The 19503-nt window shown below is 58.1% G+C and carries 17 protein-coding genes; 9 read left to right on the forward strand and 8 right to left on the reverse strand.

What is annotated here, in order from left to right:
- Window positions 1-7 precede the first annotated feature (7 nt).
- From ACZ5C3_RS06305 to ACZ5C3_RS06320, 4 genes are read right to left on the reverse strand one after another with little or no spacing between them, the layout of a single operon-like run.
- Entirely contained in the window at window positions 8-721 is a 714-nt protein-coding gene (locus tag ACZ5C3_RS06305; RefSeq protein WP_464036137.1) for an ABC transporter ATP-binding protein, read from the reverse strand.
- Window positions 718-1491: an ABC transporter ATP-binding protein gene (locus ACZ5C3_RS06310; RefSeq protein ID WP_464036139.1), complete on the reverse strand. Its 774-nt coding sequence runs from the start codon at window positions 1489-1491 to the stop codon at window positions 718-720. The genes ACZ5C3_RS06305 and ACZ5C3_RS06310 overlap by 4 nt, the downstream gene beginning before the upstream one ends.
- Window positions 1492-1536: 45 nt before the next feature.
- Complete coding sequence (locus ACZ5C3_RS06315; RefSeq protein WP_464036141.1) at window positions 1537-2217, reverse strand: glutathione S-transferase family protein; 681 nt, start codon at window positions 2215-2217, stop codon at window positions 1537-1539.
- Window positions 2217-2960, reverse strand: a complete 744-nt coding sequence (locus ACZ5C3_RS06320; protein ID WP_464044604.1) for an SDR family NAD(P)-dependent oxidoreductase — start codon at window positions 2958-2960, stop codon at window positions 2217-2219. The genes ACZ5C3_RS06315 and ACZ5C3_RS06320 overlap by 1 nt, the downstream gene beginning before the upstream one ends.
- Before the next feature lie 240 nt (window positions 2961-3200).
- Between ACZ5C3_RS06320 and ACZ5C3_RS06325 the strand changes: the two genes are divergently transcribed.
- The 8 genes from ACZ5C3_RS06325 (at window position 3201) to ACZ5C3_RS06360 (ending at window position 13628) form a co-directional block, all read left to right on the forward strand.
- Window positions 3201-4754: a class I adenylate-forming enzyme family protein gene (locus ACZ5C3_RS06325; protein ID WP_464036142.1), complete on the forward strand. Its 1554-nt coding sequence runs from the start codon at window positions 3201-3203 to the stop codon at window positions 4752-4754.
- A 71-nt stretch (window positions 4755-4825) separates the two neighbouring features.
- A complete protein-coding gene (locus ACZ5C3_RS06330; protein WP_464036144.1) occupies window positions 4826-5569 on the forward strand; it encodes an SDR family NAD(P)-dependent oxidoreductase in 744 nt (247 codons plus the stop codon).
- A 12-nt stretch (window positions 5570-5581) separates the two neighbouring features.
- On the forward strand, window positions 5582-6763 hold the full coding sequence (locus tag ACZ5C3_RS06335; protein ID WP_464036146.1) for an acyl-CoA dehydrogenase family protein: 1182 nt from the start codon (window positions 5582-5584) through the stop codon (window positions 6761-6763).
- Window positions 6764-6783: 20 nt separating this feature from the next.
- The gene (locus tag ACZ5C3_RS06340) at window positions 6784-7914 is read left to right on the forward strand and encodes an acyl-CoA dehydrogenase family protein (RefSeq protein WP_464036148.1); all 1131 of its coding nucleotides are present in this window, start codon (window positions 6784-6786) and stop codon (window positions 7912-7914) included.
- 10 nt (window positions 7915-7924) lie between these two features.
- Window positions 7925-9109: an acetyl-CoA C-acyltransferase gene (locus tag ACZ5C3_RS06345; RefSeq protein WP_464036150.1), complete on the forward strand. Its 1185-nt coding sequence runs from the start codon at window positions 7925-7927 to the stop codon at window positions 9107-9109.
- 293 nt (window positions 9110-9402) lie between these two features.
- A complete protein-coding gene (locus ACZ5C3_RS06350; protein WP_464036151.1) occupies window positions 9403-10410 on the forward strand; it encodes an NAD(P)H-dependent flavin oxidoreductase in 1008 nt (335 codons plus the stop codon).
- 312 nt (window positions 10411-10722) lie between these two features.
- Complete coding sequence (locus ACZ5C3_RS06355) at window positions 10723-11922, forward strand: ABC transporter substrate-binding protein (RefSeq protein ID WP_464036153.1); 1200 nt, start codon at window positions 10723-10725, stop codon at window positions 11920-11922.
- Between the two features lie 83 nt (window positions 11923-12005).
- Window positions 12006-13628 (forward strand): long-chain-fatty-acid--CoA ligase, encoded by a 1623-nt coding sequence (locus ACZ5C3_RS06360; protein WP_464036155.1) that lies wholly within the window; start codon window positions 12006-12008, stop codon window positions 13626-13628.
- Window positions 13629-13655: 27 nt separating this feature from the next.
- Here the strand turns inward: ACZ5C3_RS06360 and ACZ5C3_RS06365 are convergent, their stop codons facing one another.
- The 4 genes from ACZ5C3_RS06365 to ACZ5C3_RS06380 form a co-directional block, all read right to left on the reverse strand.
- On the reverse strand, window positions 13656-14960 hold the full coding sequence (locus tag ACZ5C3_RS06365) for an amidase (RefSeq protein ID WP_464036157.1): 1305 nt from the start codon (window positions 14958-14960) through the stop codon (window positions 13656-13658).
- A gap of 87 nt (window positions 14961-15047) precedes the next feature.
- Window positions 15048-16025 (reverse strand): ABC transporter substrate-binding protein, encoded by a 978-nt coding sequence (locus ACZ5C3_RS06370; protein ID WP_464036159.1) that lies wholly within the window; start codon window positions 16023-16025, stop codon window positions 15048-15050.
- Window positions 16026-16048: 23 nt separating this feature from the next.
- Window positions 16049-16909 (reverse strand): ABC transporter permease, encoded by an 861-nt coding sequence (locus tag ACZ5C3_RS06375; RefSeq protein ID WP_464036161.1) that lies wholly within the window; start codon window positions 16907-16909, stop codon window positions 16049-16051.
- Complete coding sequence (locus ACZ5C3_RS06380; protein WP_464036163.1) at window positions 16906-17688, reverse strand: ABC transporter ATP-binding protein; 783 nt, start codon at window positions 17686-17688, stop codon at window positions 16906-16908. The genes ACZ5C3_RS06375 and ACZ5C3_RS06380 overlap by 4 nt, the downstream gene beginning before the upstream one ends.
- A 467-nt stretch (window positions 17689-18155) precedes the next feature.
- Here ACZ5C3_RS06380 and ACZ5C3_RS06385 point away from each other — a divergent pair, with 467 nt between their 5' ends.
- The gene (locus ACZ5C3_RS06385; protein WP_464036165.1) at window positions 18156-19457 is read left to right on the forward strand and encodes a calcium-binding protein; all 1302 of its coding nucleotides are present in this window, start codon (window positions 18156-18158) and stop codon (window positions 19455-19457) included.
- Window positions 19458-19503: the final 46 nt, after the last annotated feature.

A 19503-nucleotide genomic window follows, 5' to 3' on the forward strand; every position in this document is an offset into this window, starting at 1 on the left:
TGATCCCTCAATAACCGAGATAGGAGCGACGGAGCTTTTCGTCGTTTTTGATGTCCTGCGCGCAGCCGGCGAAGACGATGCGGCCGGTCTCGATCAGGTAGGCATGGTCAGCTAATTCCAGCGCGATGGATGCATTCTGCTCGACCAACAGGATGCTGACCTTCTCGTCCTTGTTCAGCCGGCGAAAGATGTCGAAGATCTCGCGAACGATCAGCGGAGCGAGACCGAAAGACGGCTCATCAAGCAGCAGAAGCTTGGGCCGCAGCATCAATGCGCGGCCGACCGCGAGCATCTGCTGCTCGCCGCCGGACAGAAGACCGGCCTGCTGCGTCCTGCGTTTTTTCAGGATCGGAAAATAGCCGTAGACCATCTCAATATCGGCGGCGATACTAGCCTTGTCGCGCCGGGTCATCGCGCCGAGTTGAAGGTTGTTCTCGACCGATTGCTTCATGAAGGTGCCGCGGCCATCCGGCACGTGGGCCACGCCCTTGCGAACGATATCTTCTGTGGCGAGCTTCATCAGCGACTGGTCATTGAGTTTGATGTTGCCGGTGCGCTTGATCATGCCGGAGATCGCGCGCAGCGTCGTGCTCTTGCCCGCGCCGTTGGCGCCGAGCAATGCGGTGACGCTGCCTTCATCGATGTTGAAGTCGATGCCGTGCAGAGCGGCCGTTTTGCCGTAAAACGCCCGCAGATCGTTCACTTCGAGAAGCTTGGTCATGCTGCTTGCGCTCCCAGATAGGCCGCGATGACATCGGGATGCTTCTGGATGTCGCGCGGACAGCCTTCACCGATTTTCTTTCCGAAGTTCAGGGCGACGACCTTGTCCGAGATCGACATCACAAGGCTCATGTGATGCTCCACGAGCAGGATCGAGATTTGTCGTTCATCCCGGATCTGGCGGATGATGCTGCCGAGTTCTTCGACTTCCTCGTGATTCAGGCCACATGCGGGTTCATCGAGCAGGAGAAGCTTGGGGTTCGTCGCGAGCGCTCGCGCCAGTTCGACGCGCTTTTGCGTACCGAAGGGCAGGTCGGACACCTTGCTGTTGGCAACGCTGCGCAGGCCGAGATATGCGATCATCTCCCGCGCAGTTTGATCCGCAAACTTCTCGTTACGGTTGGTCCACGGCAGATAAAGCGCATCGCTGAGATAATCGCTCCATATCCGCGAGTGTGTCCCGATCCGGACATTGTCCATCACGGAAAGACTTGGAAACAAAGCGAGGTTCTGGAACGTACGTCCGATGCCGATCTCGGCGATGCGATGGGCCGGACGATCCAGAATCGATTGGCCGTTAAACTGGATATCGCCGGAAGCGGGGGTATAAAGCCGGCTCAGGCAATTGAAGAGCGTGGTCTTTCCTGCACCATTCGGGCCGATTAGCCCGAGAATAGTGCAGGGTGCCATATCAAAGCTGATACCGGCGAGCGCGACAATGCCGCCGAACTTGATACCCACATCGCGAACCGACAGGATGGGACGTGTCACGGACTGATCTCCCTGTGTGTAACGAAGGGAACGGGTCGTGCCGATTTATGCTGCCGGGCGATAAATGGGTTCGCCCGGCTTCGGCGGAACGTTAGCTGCGTTGCCTCGCTGATATCCTGGCCGTGTCCTGATGCGCTCAAGATAGGGATGCGCGTTGTCGCAAATTCCGACACCGTAGGCGATCGCCCATTCGAGGCACGTGGTCAGCAGGATATCCGCGCTCGTGAAGCGATCCCCCATCAGGAAGGCTCGTCCATCATCCAACGCGACTTCGACATGGCGCAGCTGTTCACGAAAGTATTCGCCGGCCTTGGCGACAACATCCGGTGCGATGCCGTAGATCGGGCCGAGTGCGTTGGCGCTGTGGCGCCGCATCACGTAGAGACTGGTGGAATCCAGCTCCGTGACGATGAAGAAGCACCACTCCAGCCACGCGGCATAGTCGCGCTGTGCCTCGGGAATCAATGCCTTATCGGGCGTTGAATACGTCCGCGAGAGATAGGCGACAATCGCCGCGCTTTCCCCGATGCAGAAATCGCCGTCCTGAAGGAGCGGGACTTTCTGTCGCGGATTGAGCTTGGTGTAATCCTGCGTCTTCGTCTCGCCGGTGCGCGGACCGATCGCCTGGGTGTCGTACTTCAACCCCAGTTCGTGCAGTGCCCAGTGTGGCCGTACGGTGCGACTTGTCCCGACACCCCAGAGGGTTAGTTTCGGGGCTGTGTCCATCACCATTTCTCCACGGACGGACGAAGATCGAGTTCGTGAGTCCAGCCGTCCCGGGTTTGCTGATGCGCAAACCAGTAGGCTTCGGCAATGGATGAAGTCTTGGCCAGGCTATCCGGTGGGATGTCGGCAACGTCGATGCCTTTTTGGGCCTTAAAACGCTGGTGAATGGCCTCGCTATCCACCGCAGAATCGATCAACAGATGAACGACGTGAATGTTCTTCGGCCCGAGTTCGCGGGCCATCGCCTGCGCAACAGCGCGGAGGCCGAACTTTGCAGACGCGAATGCTGCGAATCCCACGCCGCCACGTACGCTTGCGGTAGCGCCTGTGAACAGGATCGTGCCGCGGCCGCGCTCCATCATGTAGCGTGAGGCTTCGCGGCCAACGAGAAAGCCGCCGTAGCAGGCCAGCTCCCAGGCCTTGAAGAACAGCTTCTCGGTTGTTTCCAGCAACGGCTTATTGACGTTCGAGCCTGCATTGTAGAGGCAGACTTCGATGGGGCCGACTTCCTTCTCGATCTGCGCGAACAACGCCTGCACATCTGCTTCCTGCCGCGCATCAACGCTGAAGGCGCGAACATCGCAGCCTTCTGCTTTCAAGTCGTCGACAACCTTTTGTGATTTTGCTGCGTCGCGCCTCGCAATGCAGACTTTGTAACCGCCCCGTGCGAAACGCTGGGCAACCGCCGCGCCAATGGCATCGCCCGCACCCACGAGCAAAACTACGCCGCCATTCTGAGCCAAATTGGCCTCCCTCATTTATAAGTTCTTATTTGGTACTTTGATAATAATCCGATGCAGCCGCGATTGTAAATGACATTCCAAGCCAAAATGTATTGTTCCTTGTTTGCATGTGCGAAGGTGCGCCGCGTGAACGCTTGACCTCATTGGCGAGGAATGTGATTGACGGGTTCTAAAAAAGAACGTTAACTCCCGTCGAACCAGCCGCCATCGAAGCGGCGGATAAATTGCACGGAGGGAAGTGTGGCTCAGCCAGTGGACACGTCCGAAGTCGCTGAAATTCTTCGAGACATTCCGCAGCGCCTTCATCAGGTCATGGATCGTGGCGCGGTCGAGGCGCCTGATCATCCGGCCTTGGTTGAAGATGGCGTGACTTGGTCCTACCGCCAGCTTTCCGAGTATTTGCCGCAGGTTGCGTCGTCGCTTGAATCGCTTGGCATTCGTCCCGGCGACCGGATGATGATTATCAGCGAGAACTCCATTGCCATGGCAGCGCTTTTGCTAGCCGCTAGCCGGATCGGGGCCTGGGCGATTGTTGTCAATCCACGATTGTCACCGCGCGAACTCGATCAGATTCGAGATCACAGCGGCGCGCGCCGGATGTTCTTCACGGCCGGCGTCTCCAAGGAGGCGGCGGCTCATGGCGTGCGTGTCAATTCAACGGTCCACGAGATCGGTCCTCTCAAGGACATTGCGGTCAGCCCGTTAAACGAGACAGCGATTGTCGAGCCGCCGGAAGAGAGTGCCGCCAGGCAGGTGGCGGTGCTGATCTACACGTCAGGGACAACCGGCACGCCGAAGGGCGTGATGTTGACCCACGAGAATTTGCTGTTTAGCGCAATGACCACGGCGCGTTTCCGCAGGCTGGATCACAACGACAGAGTTTATGTCGTTCTACCGATCTCTCACATCGTTGGCATTTCTCTGCTTCTGATGACGTTGATGACGCGTGGCACCGTGCAGCTCGTCAGCAGGTATGACCCGGCGAATTTGGTCAAGGCCATGGTTGAGGACGGGATTACCGTTCTCAACGGAGTGCCGGCCACCTACCAAAGATTGCTGGAGTACAAGGCAGTCGCGCGTCTTCCCAAGCTGGACAGAGGCAAGTTGCGGCTGATGGCAGTTGCCGGAGCACCACTCGACCTCAACCTGAAGTCGCGCGTCGAGGAGGAGCTTGGTCCGCATCTTCAGAACGGTTACGGCATCACCGAATGCGCGCCGGGAATTTCCGGTGTTCGCTTTGATGCTCCGCGGACCGATCAAGCCGTCGGCCATCTATTGCCGGGGGTCGAGGCGCGGATCGTCGATCGCGAGGGCGTTGTCGTCCCGGAGGGGACGGTCGGTGAACTCCATGTGCGGGGCCGCAACGTGATGCGCGGCTACTATCGAGCACCTGATCTCACAGCAAAGGCAATCGATAGCGAGGGCTGGTTCAACACTGGGGATCTTGCGCGCTTCGAGGGCGATTGCCTGTTCATTGCCGGCCGCACCAAGGAAATGATCATTCGCTCGGGCTTCAACGTCTATCCGGCGGAAGTCGAGGCAGTGCTCAACTCCCATCAGGCGGTGGTTCAGTCGGCCGTCGTCGGACGCAATGCGGGTGGCAACGAAGAAGTCGTCGCCTTTGTGCAATTGTTGAAAGGCGCGTCCGTCACGCCATCGGAGTTGATGAGCTACGCGGGCGGGCAGCTCACGTCCTACAAGCGTCCATCACAGATCATCGTGCTTGACGCGTTGCCGGCAACATCCACCGGGAAAATTCTCAAACACAAGCTCGCGGAGTCCGTGAACGGCTGACGTTCGCGTTCGACGTCCCCTTTGGCCCATTTTCAATCAATACGATCAACCTTTTGCTCGGGAGACAACCAATGAAAAAGAGAAATGCGTCGGTGGCCGTGATCGGCGCCGGAGACTTCATTGGAGGCGAAATCGCCAAGAAGTTTGCTTCCGAGGGGTTTGATGTTTTCGTTGGGCGGCGTCAGGGCGAAAAGCTCGCGCCGCTCGTGAAAGAAATCGAAGATGCCGGTGGCACGGTGTTCGGACGTGCCCTCGATGCCCGCAAGGAGGAGGAAATTGTCTCCTTCCTGGGCGATGCCGATAAACACGCGCCGCTGGACCTCTGTGTCTTCAACATCGGTGCCAACGTCAACTTCCCCATTCTCGACACCACGGAGCGGGTGTTCCGTAAAGTCTGGGAGATGGCCTGTTACTCGGGTTTCCTGGCAGGGCGCGAAGCCGCGCGGCTGATGTTGCCGCGAGGCCGAGGCAACATCTTCTTCACGGGCGCAACCGCCAGCCTGCGCGGAGGGTCTGGCTTTGCAGCATTCGCTAGCGCCAAGTTCGGCCTGCGTGCTGTCGCTCAGTCGATCGCGCGCGAACTTGGACCGAAGAATATTCATGTCGCGCATCTCATCATCGACTCGAGTGTCGATACCGAGTGGGTGCGCCAGCTCATTACACAGCGGGAGGGGAAACAGGCGATCGAAAATCTCGATCCTAATCGCCTGATGCGCCCTGCTGCGGTGGCCGAGACCTATTGGCAGCTTTACCAGCAGCCGCGTGATGCCTGGATGTTCGAGACAGAAATCCGTCCGTTCGGCGAGAAGTGGTAACAGGAGCGGTCGATGGAACTGAGCCTGTCGAAGGAAGATGCGGCCTTTCGCGATGAGGTTCGCGCCTTTATCGCCGAGAGCTATCCGCAAGAGATGCGGGTCCCGAACAATGAAACGGACTTGACCAAGGAGCAGTCGTTGCTCTGGCACAAGATCCTCCACAAGAAAGGGTGGATCGCGCCGCTGTGGCCGAAAGAATACGGTGGCCCCGGCTGGTCAATCACCCAGCGTTTCATCTTCGAGCAGGAAACAACACGCGCTGGTACGCTGCCGCCTCTGGCCTTCAGCGTCACAATGGTTGGGCCGGTGATTTATACGTTCGGCAATGATGCGCAGAAGAACAAGTATCTGCCGCGGATTTTGTCGGGTGAGGACTGGTGGTGTCAGGGTTACTCTGAACCGGGATCTGGATCCGACCTCGCGTCTGTAAGGACCAAGGCGGTCCGGGACGGCGACCACTACATCGTCAACGGCCACAAGACGTGGACCACACTGGCTCAGCACGCTGACTGGATCTTTTGTCTGGTCCGCACCGATCCAACCGCGAAACCGCAGGCTGGAATCTCGTTCCTGTTGATCGATATGAAGTCGCCGGGTGTCACCGTGCGGCCGATCATCACCATTGATGGCTCGCATGAAGTCAACGACGTGTTCCTCGAAAACGTGCGGGTGCCGGTCGAGAATCTGATTGGCGAAGAGAACAAGGGCTGGACCTATGCGAAGTTTCTGCTGGGCAACGAGCGAACCAGCATGGCGAGCATCGGCCGTTCGACGCGTTATCTGAATAAGCTGAAGGATATCGTCAAAGCGGAAATCGCCGAAGACGATCCGGTGTACAACGATTTTGTCGCGGATATCGCGCGTGTCGAGCTGGATGTTCTCGCGCTTGAGGCCACTGAACTTCGTGTGGTGGCACAGATGTCGCGGGGCATCGATCCCGGTCCCGCCGCGTCGCTGTTCAAGATTCGGGGCACGGAAATTTTCCAGCGCATTACGGATCTGACCCATCGAGCCATGGGCAATTACGGGCTGGCGCTTCGCGAACACCCGACAAGTGCAAACATCTTCGTTCCGGGCCCGGACTATGGGCACACGGCGTCGGAGAAGTATTTCAACTCGCGCAAGCTCAGCATCTACGGCGGATCGAACGAGATCCAACGCAACATCATCGCCAAAGCAGTGCTCGGTCTCTAACTTAACTCACGAGGCATCCCGTGGATATTCAATTGACGGAAGAGCAGGAACTCCTGCGAAGCAGCCTCCAGCGACTGCTGCGTGATCAATACGACTTCGAAGCGCGGCGTAAGATTGTTGCGACGGAAGAGGGCTGGAGCCGCACCCATTGGAACAGCTTTGCCGAAATGGGTCTGTTGGCTGCGCCATTCTCGGAAGCTGTCGGCGGTCTCGGTGGCGGCACAGTCGCCACCATGATCGTGATGCAGGAGTTCGGCCGCAACCTCGTCGTCGAGCCGTATTTTGAGACTGTTGTGCTGGCCGGTGGTCTGATCGAAGACGCGGGAACGGATGCCCAGCGGGAAGAATACTTGCCGCCGATTATGGCCGGTGAATCGATCTGGGCGCTTGCGTGGACTGAAGGTCATTCGCGCTACGACTTGAACAATGTCGGCACCAGCGCCAAGAGCGCGGGCGGCGGCTATGTACTCAATGGCGCCAAAGCCGCTGTGATCGGGGCGCCCTGGGCGGACAAGCTGATTGTCTCCGCGCGGACATCGGGAAATCAACGAGATCGTGAAGGGATCAGCCTGTTCATCGTCGACCGGCAATCGGCAGGGGTTCACCTGCAGAGCTTTAGGACCATCGACGGGCGCCGGGCAGCGGAGATCCTTCTCAAGGATGTTCATGTGCCTGCAGGCGCATTGCTCGGCCAGAAGGACAACGCGATTGCTGCACTCGAGACCTGCCGGGACCGAGCTATTGCAGCGCTTTGTGCTGAAGCCACTGGCGCTATGACCGAGCTGAATTCAGCGACTCTCGAATACTCAAAGACACGCAAGCAATTCGGCGTTCCGCTTGGCAACTTCCAGGTTCTGCAACACCGGATGGTCGATATGTTCATCGCGCTCGAGGAAGCGACGTCCTTGATGCAGCATCTCAATCTGACGTTGGCGGCGAACGAGCCGCACATGTCGAAGCTGGCATCCGGCGCAAAGTCAAAAATCGGCAACGCAGCGAAGTTCGTCGGCGAACAGGCGATCCAGCTCCACGGCGGCATGGGCATGAGCGATGAGCTGAATGTCGGCCACTACTTCAAGCGAATTTCTTCCATCAACATCCAGTTCGGCGACCCAACCTATCATCTCATGCGATATGCGCGGGCGAGCTAAGGAGACGACCATGAACGAAGCAGTCATCGTATCGACCGCACGCACAGGAATCGGCAAGGCCTATCGCGGAGCTCTCAACAACACAGAGGGGCCGACCATGGTTGGCCACGTCATCGCGGAAGCCGTCAAGCGCGCGAAGGTCGAGCCTGGTGAGGTCGAGGACGTGGTGATGGGCTGCGCCATGCAGCAGGGGACTATGGTGATGAACGTCGCGCGTAAAGGCGCGATCCGGGCCGGTCTTCCAGTCACGGTCGCCGGAACGACCATCGATCGTCAATGTGCGTCTGGACTTCAGTCGATCGCCGTTGCCGCGCGTTCGGTCATGCTCGACGGCGTGGATGTCGCAATCGCGGGCGGCGTTGAGTCGATCAGCCTTGTTCAAAATGAGCACATGAACAAGTTTCACGCTGTCGACGAAGAGCTGATGGCGATGAAGCCGGACATGTATATGTCGATGCTGGAGACCGCGGAAGTCGTGGCTGAACGCTACAAGATCAACCGCGATCGGCAGGACGAATACAGCCTGGAATGTCAGCGCCGCACAGCGGCAGCCCTTCAGGGCGGCCGCTTCAACGACGAGATCGTCCCTTTCACCACCAAGATGGCGGTGATGGATAAAGAGACCAAGCAGGTCTCTTTCAAAGAAGTCACGTTGACCAAAGACGAAGGTCCTCGCCCGGAAACCACGGCGGAAGGTCTTGCCAGCATCAAGCCCGTGTTTGAAGGCAAGACGATCAGCGCCGGTAACGCCAGCCAGTTGTCGGACGGCGCATCCGCGTGCGTCATTATGAGTGACAAGATTGCAGCCAAGAAGGGCCTGAAGCCACTCGGAATCTTCCGCGGCTTTGTCGCCGCAGGTGTCGAGCCGGATGAGATGGGCGTCGGGCCGGTGGCGGCCATTCCGCGCCTGCTGAAGCGTCACGGTCTCAAGATCGATGACATCGACCTGTGGGAGTTGAACGAGGCTTATGCAGTCCAGGTGATCTATTGCCGCGACAAGCTTGGCATCAATCCCGAGAAGCTGAACGTCAACGGCGGCTCGATCTCGATGGGGCATCCTTACGGCATGACAGGAGCACGCCTTGCAGGACATGTGCTGATCGAAGGCCGGCGCCGGAAAGCCAAATACGGCGTGGTTACGATGTGCATCGGCGGCGGCATGGGAGCAGCGGGACTGTTCGAAATCGTCAACTGACCCGCGCGCGCTCAACTATTTCAAAATCGACGTGAGATCGATGTTGAGAAGGGAGAAAACAGATGTGTGTGCCGGAATATATTTACGGAATGATGCTGGTCGAAAGCCAGGAAGTCGGAATGACACGAAGTCAGGTCACACAGGCGCGGCCTGTGTGGTCCATGGCAAGCATTCTGATGTCCTTTTTCGAATCCTGTTACGGCTTTGGTTGCTTGCTCCTGGATGATCCAGCGGGAATGCAGGCGTGAGACGTTAAGTCATCTTTATCGCTGGATGTTCAATTTGGAGGTCACGTGAAAACAGCCATCACAGAATTGTTCGGTATCGAACACCCGATCATTCAGGGCGGAATGCACTACGTCGGTTTTGCTGAACTCGCTGCAGCGGTATCAAATGCAGGTGGCCTCGGAGTTATCACCGGTCTCACGCAGAAGACGCCGGAACTCCTCGCCAAGGAGATTGCCCGCTGCAACGCCATGACGGACAAGCCGTTCGGCGTGAATCTCACGTTCCTGCCAACATTCACTTCACCTCCGTATCCGGAATACATCGCGGCGATCAAGGAAGGCGGCGTCAAAATCGTCGAGACGGCCGGCCGCAGTCCCGAACAATATATGCCTGCGCTGAAAGCCGCCGGTATCAAGGTCATCCACAAATGCACCTCGGTCCGGCATTCATTGAAGGCGGAGGCGATCGGCTGCGATGCTGTCAGCGTCGATGGATTCGAATGTGGCGGTCATCCTGGCGAAGATGATATGCCGAACATGATCCTGTTGCCGCGTGCTGCCGAGGAGTTGAAAATTCCGTTCGTTGCATCCGGTGGTATGGCTGACGCGCGCAGCCTCGTGGCGGCACTCGCGATGGGTGCGCAGGGCATGAACATGGGCACGCGGTTCGTCGCGACCAAGGAAGCCCCGGTGCATGAGAACGTCAAGAATGCCATTGTCGCGGCCACCGAGCTCGATACGCGGCTGGTGATGCGCGGCCTGAGAAACACCGAACGCGTTCTGAACAATAAGGGCGTCGAAAAGCTGATTGAGATCGAGCGCGAAAAGGGCGGTAAGATCGAGATTTCGGACATCATGGAGCAGGTTGCAGGTGTCTATCCGAAGGTCATGGTGAATGGCGAGATGGATGCCGGAGCCTGGAGCTGCGGCATGGTGGTTGGCCTGATCCGCGATATTCCGACGGTGAAGGAGTTGATCGACCGCATTATGTCAGAGGCCGAGCAACTCATTCAGGAGAGGCTTGTCGGCTTTCTTGGCGCGTCCACCAGCGGGGCCGCGCGTAAAGTCGCTTGAGAGTCCTTGACTGAATCATAAGTTCAAAAAAAGAATTGAATAATCGGGGTCGCCAAATCGGCGGCCCTTTTCGTTTTTCTAACGGGGAAAGATATGCGCTGAAAGCAAAGCGAGCTGTAAAATAATTGTCATCGCGGAGCGGTTCCTGCCGCGTTTCGCTTGACCAGTTCAAAAAAAGAACTTTAAATCCTTCGCAACGAAATGGGCTCCCGTCTCACCACAACAACGGATCAACCGTTGAGCTGACACCGCAGAAAACGCGGGCGGCCGATCTGGAGCGATACTGATGGAAACGCGGCAGAGGAGGAAATAATGTTCAAAAAGCTACAGCTAGCGTCGGCGCTCATGTTGGCGATTTCAACAACGGCATTCGGTGCGGATGCGCCCGGCGTCACCGCAACAGAAATCAAGATCGGAGGCGTGTTTCCCTTCAGCGGGCCTGCCTCTTCGATCGGTGTAGTCGGTAAGGGTCTGCTTGCCTACGTTCAATCCATGAATGACCGTGGCGGCATCAATGGCCGAAAGATCAATTACATTGCGTACGACGACGCCTATAGTCCGCCGAAGAGCGTCGAACATATCCGCAAGCTGGTGGAAAGCGACGACGTCGCGTTCATTTTCGGGCAGCTCGGCACCCCGGGTGTATCCGCCACCGCAAAACTCTTAATGAGCCGTGGCATTCCGGATATCGCGGTGATCACGGGTTCCGCCAAATTCACAGAGGTCGCGAGCTATCCCGCACTGACGACTGGTCTTGTCAGCTACGATGTCGAAGGAAAGATTTACGCCAAGTATCTCAAGAAGGTTTTGCCGAACGCGAAGTATGCCATTCTCTATCAGAACGACGATCTGGGTAAGGATTACGTCAAAGCGTTCAAATCGTATTTCAAGGATGACTTCGACAAGAAAGTCACCGCGGCGGCTTACGAGATCACCGATCCCACGGTCGATTCCCAGGTCGTGAATCTCAAGAGTACTGGCGCGGAAGCGCTTCTGGTAGCCGGCACGCCGAAGTTTTCGGCGCAGGCCATCCGCAAGGCGGCGGAGATCGGGTGGAAGCCGACCTTGATCGTGAACTTCCCGTCGAGTTCGGTGTCGTCGACACTCAAGCCTGCGGGGTTCGATAAATCGGTCGGCGTCATCGTCGGTTCGATTGTAAAAGATCCGACAGATTCTCGCTGGAATGATGATGCGGGAATGAAGGGCTATCGCGCCTTTTTCGAGAAGTACATTCCCGGCGGTGACATCGGTGACACCAATTATCTCACCGGCTATCAGCAGGGATTAGTGCTTGAACAAATTCTCAAGCAGTGCGGCAGTGATCTCTCCCGCGAGAACATCATCAAGCAGGCCAAGAGTCTGAAGGGTGTGACACTGCCGACGTCGATGCCAGGCATCACGATCAGCACCAGCGACACAGTGAATCAGCTCTGGACGCAGATGCAGCTCCAGCGCTGGACCGGCGAGAGCTGGGAGCAATTCGGCGACGTGCTTGACGGCACCTCCGACTAGGACCTCGACAAATTGATCTCCGGCTGGCGCAAGCCAGCCGGTTTGTAGCGTCTAACGGATCGTCTGATTTGAGGGAGAGACCCGTGAAAGGTCTGATGCAAAATCAGCCGTTGTTGCTCTCGTCGCTGCTGCAGCACGCTGACCGTTTCCATTCCACGACGGAGATCGTATCGCGCACGGTTGAAGGGCCGATCCATCGTCATTCCTATGGCGATGCGGCACGGCGGGCACGCAAGCTTGCTGATGCGCTGGCGCGATGGGGCGTCAAGCAGAGTGATCGCGTGGCGACGCTGGCATGGAATGATTTCCGGCATTTCGAGATCGAGCATGCCGTCACCGGCATGGGCGCGGTTTGGCATGCGATCAATCCACGATTGATTCCGGCGCAGATCGCCTACATCGCCAACCACGCCGAAGACCGGGTTTTGTTTCTGGAGAGCTCGTTTCTTCCGTTGGTCGAGAAACTCGCGGCCGATTTGAAAACGGTCAGGCTGTTCGTTTTGATGGTGGACAAAGCTGTGATGCCGTCCAGCAGCCTTCCGAACCTGCAATGCTATGAGGAATTCATCGAGGACGGTGACGAGAATTTCGTCTGGCCGCAATTCGACGAACTGTCCGCATCGTCACTGTTCTACACCTCCGGCACGACGGGCAATCCCAAGGGCGTGCTGTATTCGCATCGATCGGATGTTCTCTACAGTCTTTCGTTCTGCGGCAGCTATTTTATGAGTGCGAACGAAACGATTCTGCCGATGACACCGATGTTTCACGCCAATGGTGCGTGGGGGCTCACTTATGTGGCTCCGATGGTCGGTGCAAAACTGGTGTTGCCCGGGCCGATGCTCGATCCCGCAAGCTTGACGGCTTTGATCGATGCGGAGGGTGTCACGTTTGTCGCCGGTGTGCCGGTCCTGTACGGAAAGCTCTTGCAGTATCTTGAAGAGCGCGGCCGAGGTGCCGGATCATTGAAGCGCATCATGGTGGCAGGCTCAGCACCAGCGCCAAGTATGATCGAGGGATTTGAACGGATGGGCGTGTCCGTCAATCACGTTTGGGGTATGACGGAAACTAGCCCCGGCGGGACTTCGCCACAGCCGTCGAGGAACGTTCGGAATATGTCTCCTCAGGAACAACTCCGTCGCAAGACGACACAGGGGCAGCCGTCTTACGGGGTGGATCTCAAGATCGTCGATGAGGATGGCGCCGAACTGCCGCGTGACGGCAAGAGCAGCGGCCGCTTCATGGTGCAAGGGCCTTGGGTGATTTCGAACTATTATCGCGATGACAAGCCGTTGTTGAACGATGGATGGTTCGACACCGGCGACCTCGCGGTTTTAGATCAGGACAACTACCTGCAGCTTACCGATCGTGCGAAGGACGTCATCAAGTCCGGAGGCGAATGGATCAGTTCGGTCGATGTCGAGAATATCGCCATGGGCTGTGCCGGTGTTGCCGAGGCTGCCGTGATCGGCATTCCGCATCCGAAGTGGGAAGAGCGGCCGCTGTTGATCGTAGTGCCGTCTGCAACGGCACCGGCGACTCCAGCAGCCGTGCTCTCCTTTCTCGAAGGAAAGATCGCCAAGTGGTGGATGCCCGACGATGTCGTCTTCGTCGAGGCGCTCACCTATGGCGCGACCGGAAAGGTCCAGAAGATGGAACTGCGCCGCCGCTTCGCCGAGCACTATTCGGCAAAGCGGATCGCCTGACGCGCGGCTTCCCGCGCGTTGCTCTCCTCAGATCGTCGCCTTGAAGGCCAAAGCGGCCTCACACCATTTGGCGATCCTGAGTAACTTCAGGTTCTCGCCGAAGGGGGCGATGAGCTGGATACCCAGGGGCAGTCCACGCGGGCCGATTCCGGCGGGCAGCGAAATGGCCGGAACGCCAAGCGTCGTCCATGGCACGCATAGGCCCGGATCTCCGGTTTGCGTCAGGCTCTCCGGCGCTTCGCCGGTGGCCGCTGTCGTCAGCACGGCGTCAAAGCCCGCGATGGCGCTAGTGAACGCGGAGCGCAATGCAAGCTGCGCATTGCGCGCTCCGATGTAGTTCGTCGCTGATATGGGGAGACCACCTTCGACGAGTGCCTTGAGCCGATCGCTGGTCTTATCCGGAAATCTTTTGACGAGATCGCTGAAGTTCGCTGCGCCTTCTGCACCATAAAGCGTGGCTGCGATATCCGATAGTGCATCAAATTCGGTTGGTAGCGCGAACGATTCCACAACCGCTCCCGCTTCGGTGAAGCGCTTAGCAGCGCTCGCAAGCAGCGCGCTTTGATAATCGTCCAAAGCGGGTGATGCGGCAGGTCGTAGCCATGCAATCCGCGGGGCAGGGAAGGGCGCGATGCCATCGAGCGAGACTTGGAACGGCGCGTGGCGTGCGGCACCAGGGCCACCCGCGAGCAACGAGAGTGCATAGGCGACGTCGTCGACGCTGCGCGCAAAGACGCCTAGATGGTCCAGCGACTGCGAAAGGGCGCGGACACCTTTGAGACTAATGGTTCCGAAGCTCGGCTTAAAGCCGACAATCCCGCAGAATGACGCTGGCCGCAGAATAGAGCCGAGGGTCTGGGTGCCAAGTGCAAGCTGGACTGATCCGCTCGCGACCGATGCGGCTGACCCGGAGGATGATCCACCCGGCGTGTGATTGAGATTCCATGGATTACGCGTGGGGCCGGGATGGCGCCAGGCAAACTCGGTGGTCACTGTCTTGCCGAGAATAGTCGCGGAGAGATCCTTGAGGCGCGTGACAATCCAGGCGTCCTCGCTGGGCTGATGGTCGGCATAGATTGGCGAGCCGTACGTGGTCGGCATATCCGCCGTATCGACGAGATCCTTTGCGCCGACGGCGATGCCGGCCAGAGGGCCATTTCCAGCAGAGGCTGTTGGTGGTGCAGACGGGAAATACGAGAAAGCCTGAAGATCAGGCTCAAGCGCTGCGGCACGCGCGTAACTCTCGTTGATCAAATCCTGGGGCTGCAGCGAGCCGGCTTGAACCATCCGAACGGTATCGAGAAGCCCTCGACGGGTCTGAGCAGTATTCATGTTTGATGCATCCTTTGCGGAACGTCATACTGAAACACAAACGGCCTCGGGCCAAGCCCGAAGCCGCTTGAAACAGCTGCGACGATATTAGTTCGTTGCCATCGCCTTTTCCATGTACGTGCGAGGCACGAAGGTCTTGTAGTCCGGTTGTGCGGCGAGGTTGCCAAGCGCGATCTGCGTTTCCAGTGCAAGTTTGAGTGCATCCGGCGTGATATCGACGCTGGTCGGGTAGACGTTATCGGCCAGCATGCGCTTGACGGCGGCTTCCACCACGGCGGGTTCAAGGGTCGGGAATTGCTTCTGGGCGATTTCAACTGTGCGGGCCGTGTTCTTGTGCATGAAGCGGACCGCCATTTCGAGACCATTGGTCAGACGTTGGGCGAGATCGGGATCGACGTCGACGCGCGCGGTGATGGTCGAGAACGCATATGCGCCGTACAGCTGTGGAAAGCCGACAACGACTTTCATGCCTTTTGCGACCACCTGATCGAGGCCCGGCTCATACATCACCGCGACTTTCGCTTGTCCGGCGACGAAGGGGCCTGGCTCGGTGCCGAGCGGCACCTGGATCATCTGGACGTCCTTGTTGGCGTCCATGCCGTTTTCCTTCAGCAGCTTAATGAAAAGAGAAGTACTAGTGGTCGGCATCGTCCCGGTGACGATCTTCTCGCCTTTTAGATCCTTCACACTGTCGAATTTGAAGTCGGGCGTCGCGGCAATCCAGACAGCGGCGCCGTTGACCACGTTCGCAATGGTGTTGACCGGCGCGCCTTTGGAGGCCGCAATTGCGCTCCACTCAGGTCCATGGAGTGAGAATTGTGCGCTCTTGGAAATGACGGCTGACAGCGCGACGCTGCCCGAGCCGGCGCTTTCCTTCGTCAGGTCGAGACCTTGCTTTTCAAAGAAGCCTTCGTCCATGCCCACATAAAGAGGTAAATAGAGCAGGGACTGGAAAGCTTGAGAGATGGTGGCTTTCCGCATTTCGGCGGATGCGGGAGCGACAGCCGCAGCGGTTAAGGCGAGGCCGAGAGACAGCGCGCCGAGTTTTGAAATCAGTCGTTTCATTGAAAGTCTCCTGAAGGAATATATCAAACGTTGATTTGGCCGCCGCCTTGTTGCTGCTTCCAGGGAAGCAGGTGGCGTTCAGTGATTTCGACCAGGTGATAGAAAGCGAAGCCCACCAACATGAGGGTGAAGAGCCCGGCCCAGACGGTGTTGAGGTCGTAGAGGCTGGAAGCCACGTAGATGACATGGCCGAGCCCACGCTGGGATGAGATGAATTCGCCAACGACGGCACCGACCAGCGCGAAGCCGATATTGATCCGGAAAGTGGCGATGATGGCCGGAAGGGTCGAGGGGACGATGACGCGTTTGAAGATGTGATGTTTTGAAGCGCCCATCGAGAAGAGAAGGGCCTGCAGATCCTTGTCTGAGTCCTTGGCCGCTTGATAGGCCGTGATGAGCGCGACAATCGATGTCAGCGAGATCGCGAGCGCTACCTTCGACAGCAGCCCGGTGCCGAACCAGAGGATAATAATCGGCGCGAGTGCAATCTTGGGGACGGAGTTGATAGCGGCAATGAACGGCTCAACCAGCCGTGCCACGAATACCGAATACCACAAGGCAAGGCCGATCACCGACCCGATCACGGTGCCGAACGCAAAGCCGAGAATGGCTTCAAAAACCGTGTAGCCGGTATCGGCAAACAGCGATCCATTCGAAATCGCAGCCACGAGGTTGTGCAGAACGCCGCTGGGCTGCCCCACGAGAAAGGCGGAAAGCCATCCCATTTGCACGGCGCCTTCCCACATGAGGAAAAAGGCGACCACAGCCAAGATCTGCAGCACGCTGCGCCCGATCATGGAATCGAACACGTTCTTTCGTTTGATCTGCCGAGGACGCGAGGTTGCGCTTGTTGCAGGTTTTGCGGTCTGCGCCATTTCGGTCATGCGCTCTTCCTGGTTTGAATGTCGAGTTCGGCACACAGCGTGTGGAAATATTCAGAGAAGCGCGGATCGCTGCGTGCGGCGATCGGAGAATGTTCGTTCAGCGCGATATCGTGAACGGCCTTCACGCGCGCTGGGCGCTGGCTCAGCACGACGACGCGCTTGGACAACGCCACTGCCTCATCGATGTCGTGAGTGACGAGAATGACCGTCTTGTGAAAGGTCTCGACGGCCTCCATCAGAACGCCTTCTAGATAGAGGCGGGTCTGATAGTCGAGCGCTGAGAAGGGCTCATCAAGCAACAGAATATCGGGATCGAGAACCAGCGTGCGGATCAGCGCCGCGCGCTGCCGCATGCCGCCGGACAGCATCTTCGGATAAGCGTTCTCAAAGCCCGAGAGACCGAATGTGCTGATGTATTCCCGCGCGGTGTCCAGCGCGAGCTTCGGATCGACGCCCTTGGTTTCGAGACCAAGCAGAACATTGTCCAGAACGGTGCGCCACGGGAAAAGCAGATCCTTCTGCATCATGTAGCCGACGCGGCCGCGCAGACTGTCTACTTCCTGTCCGCGATAAAGGAGCGTGCCCTCGTCGGGATCGACGAGACCGGCAATGATGTTGAAGACGGTGGTCTTGCCGCAGCCGCTTGGCCCGATGATGCTGACGAAGTCCCGTTCGTGAATGTCGAACGTCAGGCCGTCGAGAACCTGGGTTTGCCCCTGCTTTCCGGGGAAGCTTTTGCGAATGCCATTGAGCCGAAGTTGGACCTGGGGTGACGACATGGTGTCTCCTGTGCACCATGTCGATCTAGCAACTGCTGTGCCAGACGAAGAAAGCGCGATTCCATCGCCTCTTCGGACGAGTTAGCCTGAGATTCTATAAATAGAACCGCTCATCGTGCCTTGAACCGAGGCATGTGATTATTTTTCCGGCGTGGGATCTGCGGGGCAGCCTGCTGTTCCCTGTTTTACTCTTCCGGACGATCACGTGACGAACCAATCAGTTCCAGCGGGATCTGTCTCTCTTATTACAATTTGTGTCCCATCCACGCGGCCTCGCTGCGTAATGATCTCGCACCTCCTGCCACTTTTGTCACCAAATGGGGACTATTGCGCGACCTCCCGATCATCCACGCTCTCATCGTCGAGATCCATCAACCATGGATGTCGAGCCAGAACACAGTTTGTGACATTCGTGACACGCCGTGATCGGCCTGCCTTGCGGTGTTTTAGAAAAGGGAGCGAGCAAAATGGCTATCATCATCGGAACGTTGGGCGACGACACACTCATTGGCACAGACGACGCCGACACGATCAGCGGTCTGCCTGGTAACGATACGATAACTGGTTTGGGTGGCGATGATCTGATCAACTCCGGTGCTGGAGATGACAACGCCGATGGCGGCGATGGCAATGACACAATCAACGGCAACGCCGGCGATGATACCCTCATAGGCGGCGCAGGCGATGACATCGTCAACGGCGGCGCAGGTGTCGACACCATGTCCGGTGACGACGGCAACGATGTCATGCATGGGAATCAAGGCGCCGACACGGTCGACGGTGGCGCCGGTGACGATCAGCTCTTTGGTGACCAGGGCGACGACACTGTCAATGGTGGCGATGGCGTCGACGAGATTCATGGCGGCGCTGGTGCGGACACCCTGTCGGGCGATGCCGGCAACGACACTATGTTCGGTGAGGCCGGTGCCGACACGATGAACGGCGGCGACGACGACGACACGCTGAGCGGCGGCCTGGGCGACGACACGCTGAATGGCGACGCCGGTCTCGACACTCTCAATGGTAACCAGGGCAACGACATACTCAATGGCGGAACCGAAGACGATACTCTCAACGGCGGCTCCGGTAACGATGAGCTCAACGGAGACGATGGCAACGACACATTAAACGGCAACGCCGGAGATGACCTTCTCGATGGCGGTCTCGGCGACGACACTATGAATGGTGACGCAGGTGATGACACCATGAGCGGCGGCGATGGTCTCGACACCATGTCCGGCGGCGATGGTGACGACGAACTCAGTGGTGATGCCGGTGACGATACGCTCAACGGTGATGATGGAGACGACACGCTGGATGGCGGAAGCGGCGTTGATGCGCTGACCGGAGGTGAGGGTGACGACACGATCAGCGGCGGTGCCGGTAACGACACCTTGAGTGGTGATGAAGGCGAGGACGTCCTTGATGGCGGAAACGGCGCTGACTCGATCAGCGGCGGAGTTGGAGACGATGTCCTGACCGGCGGAGCAGGCACCGATACATTCAATTTCGGTGACGATACAGCCACTAATTTCGGCGATGACGAGGTGACCGATTTGAGTTTCGCCGACGGTGATGTCGTACACGTCGATGCCGAAGCGGGCTTCGATCCGTCGACGGTCGTGGTTGAAGACGACGGAACCAATACCGTGCTCGATTTCGGTTTCGGTACGATCCAGCTCGACGACATCACGGGTGGAGCGACACCGTTCACTTCGATCGATGAGATCAACGACGCGGCCGGCTATACGGCGATCGAGATCGTATAACGCCAATTTGGAGGGGCGGCCTCGTGCCGCCTCTCCTTGTTTCAGG

It is taken from the genome of Afipia dichlorophenoxyacetatis, from assembly GCF_055386385.1.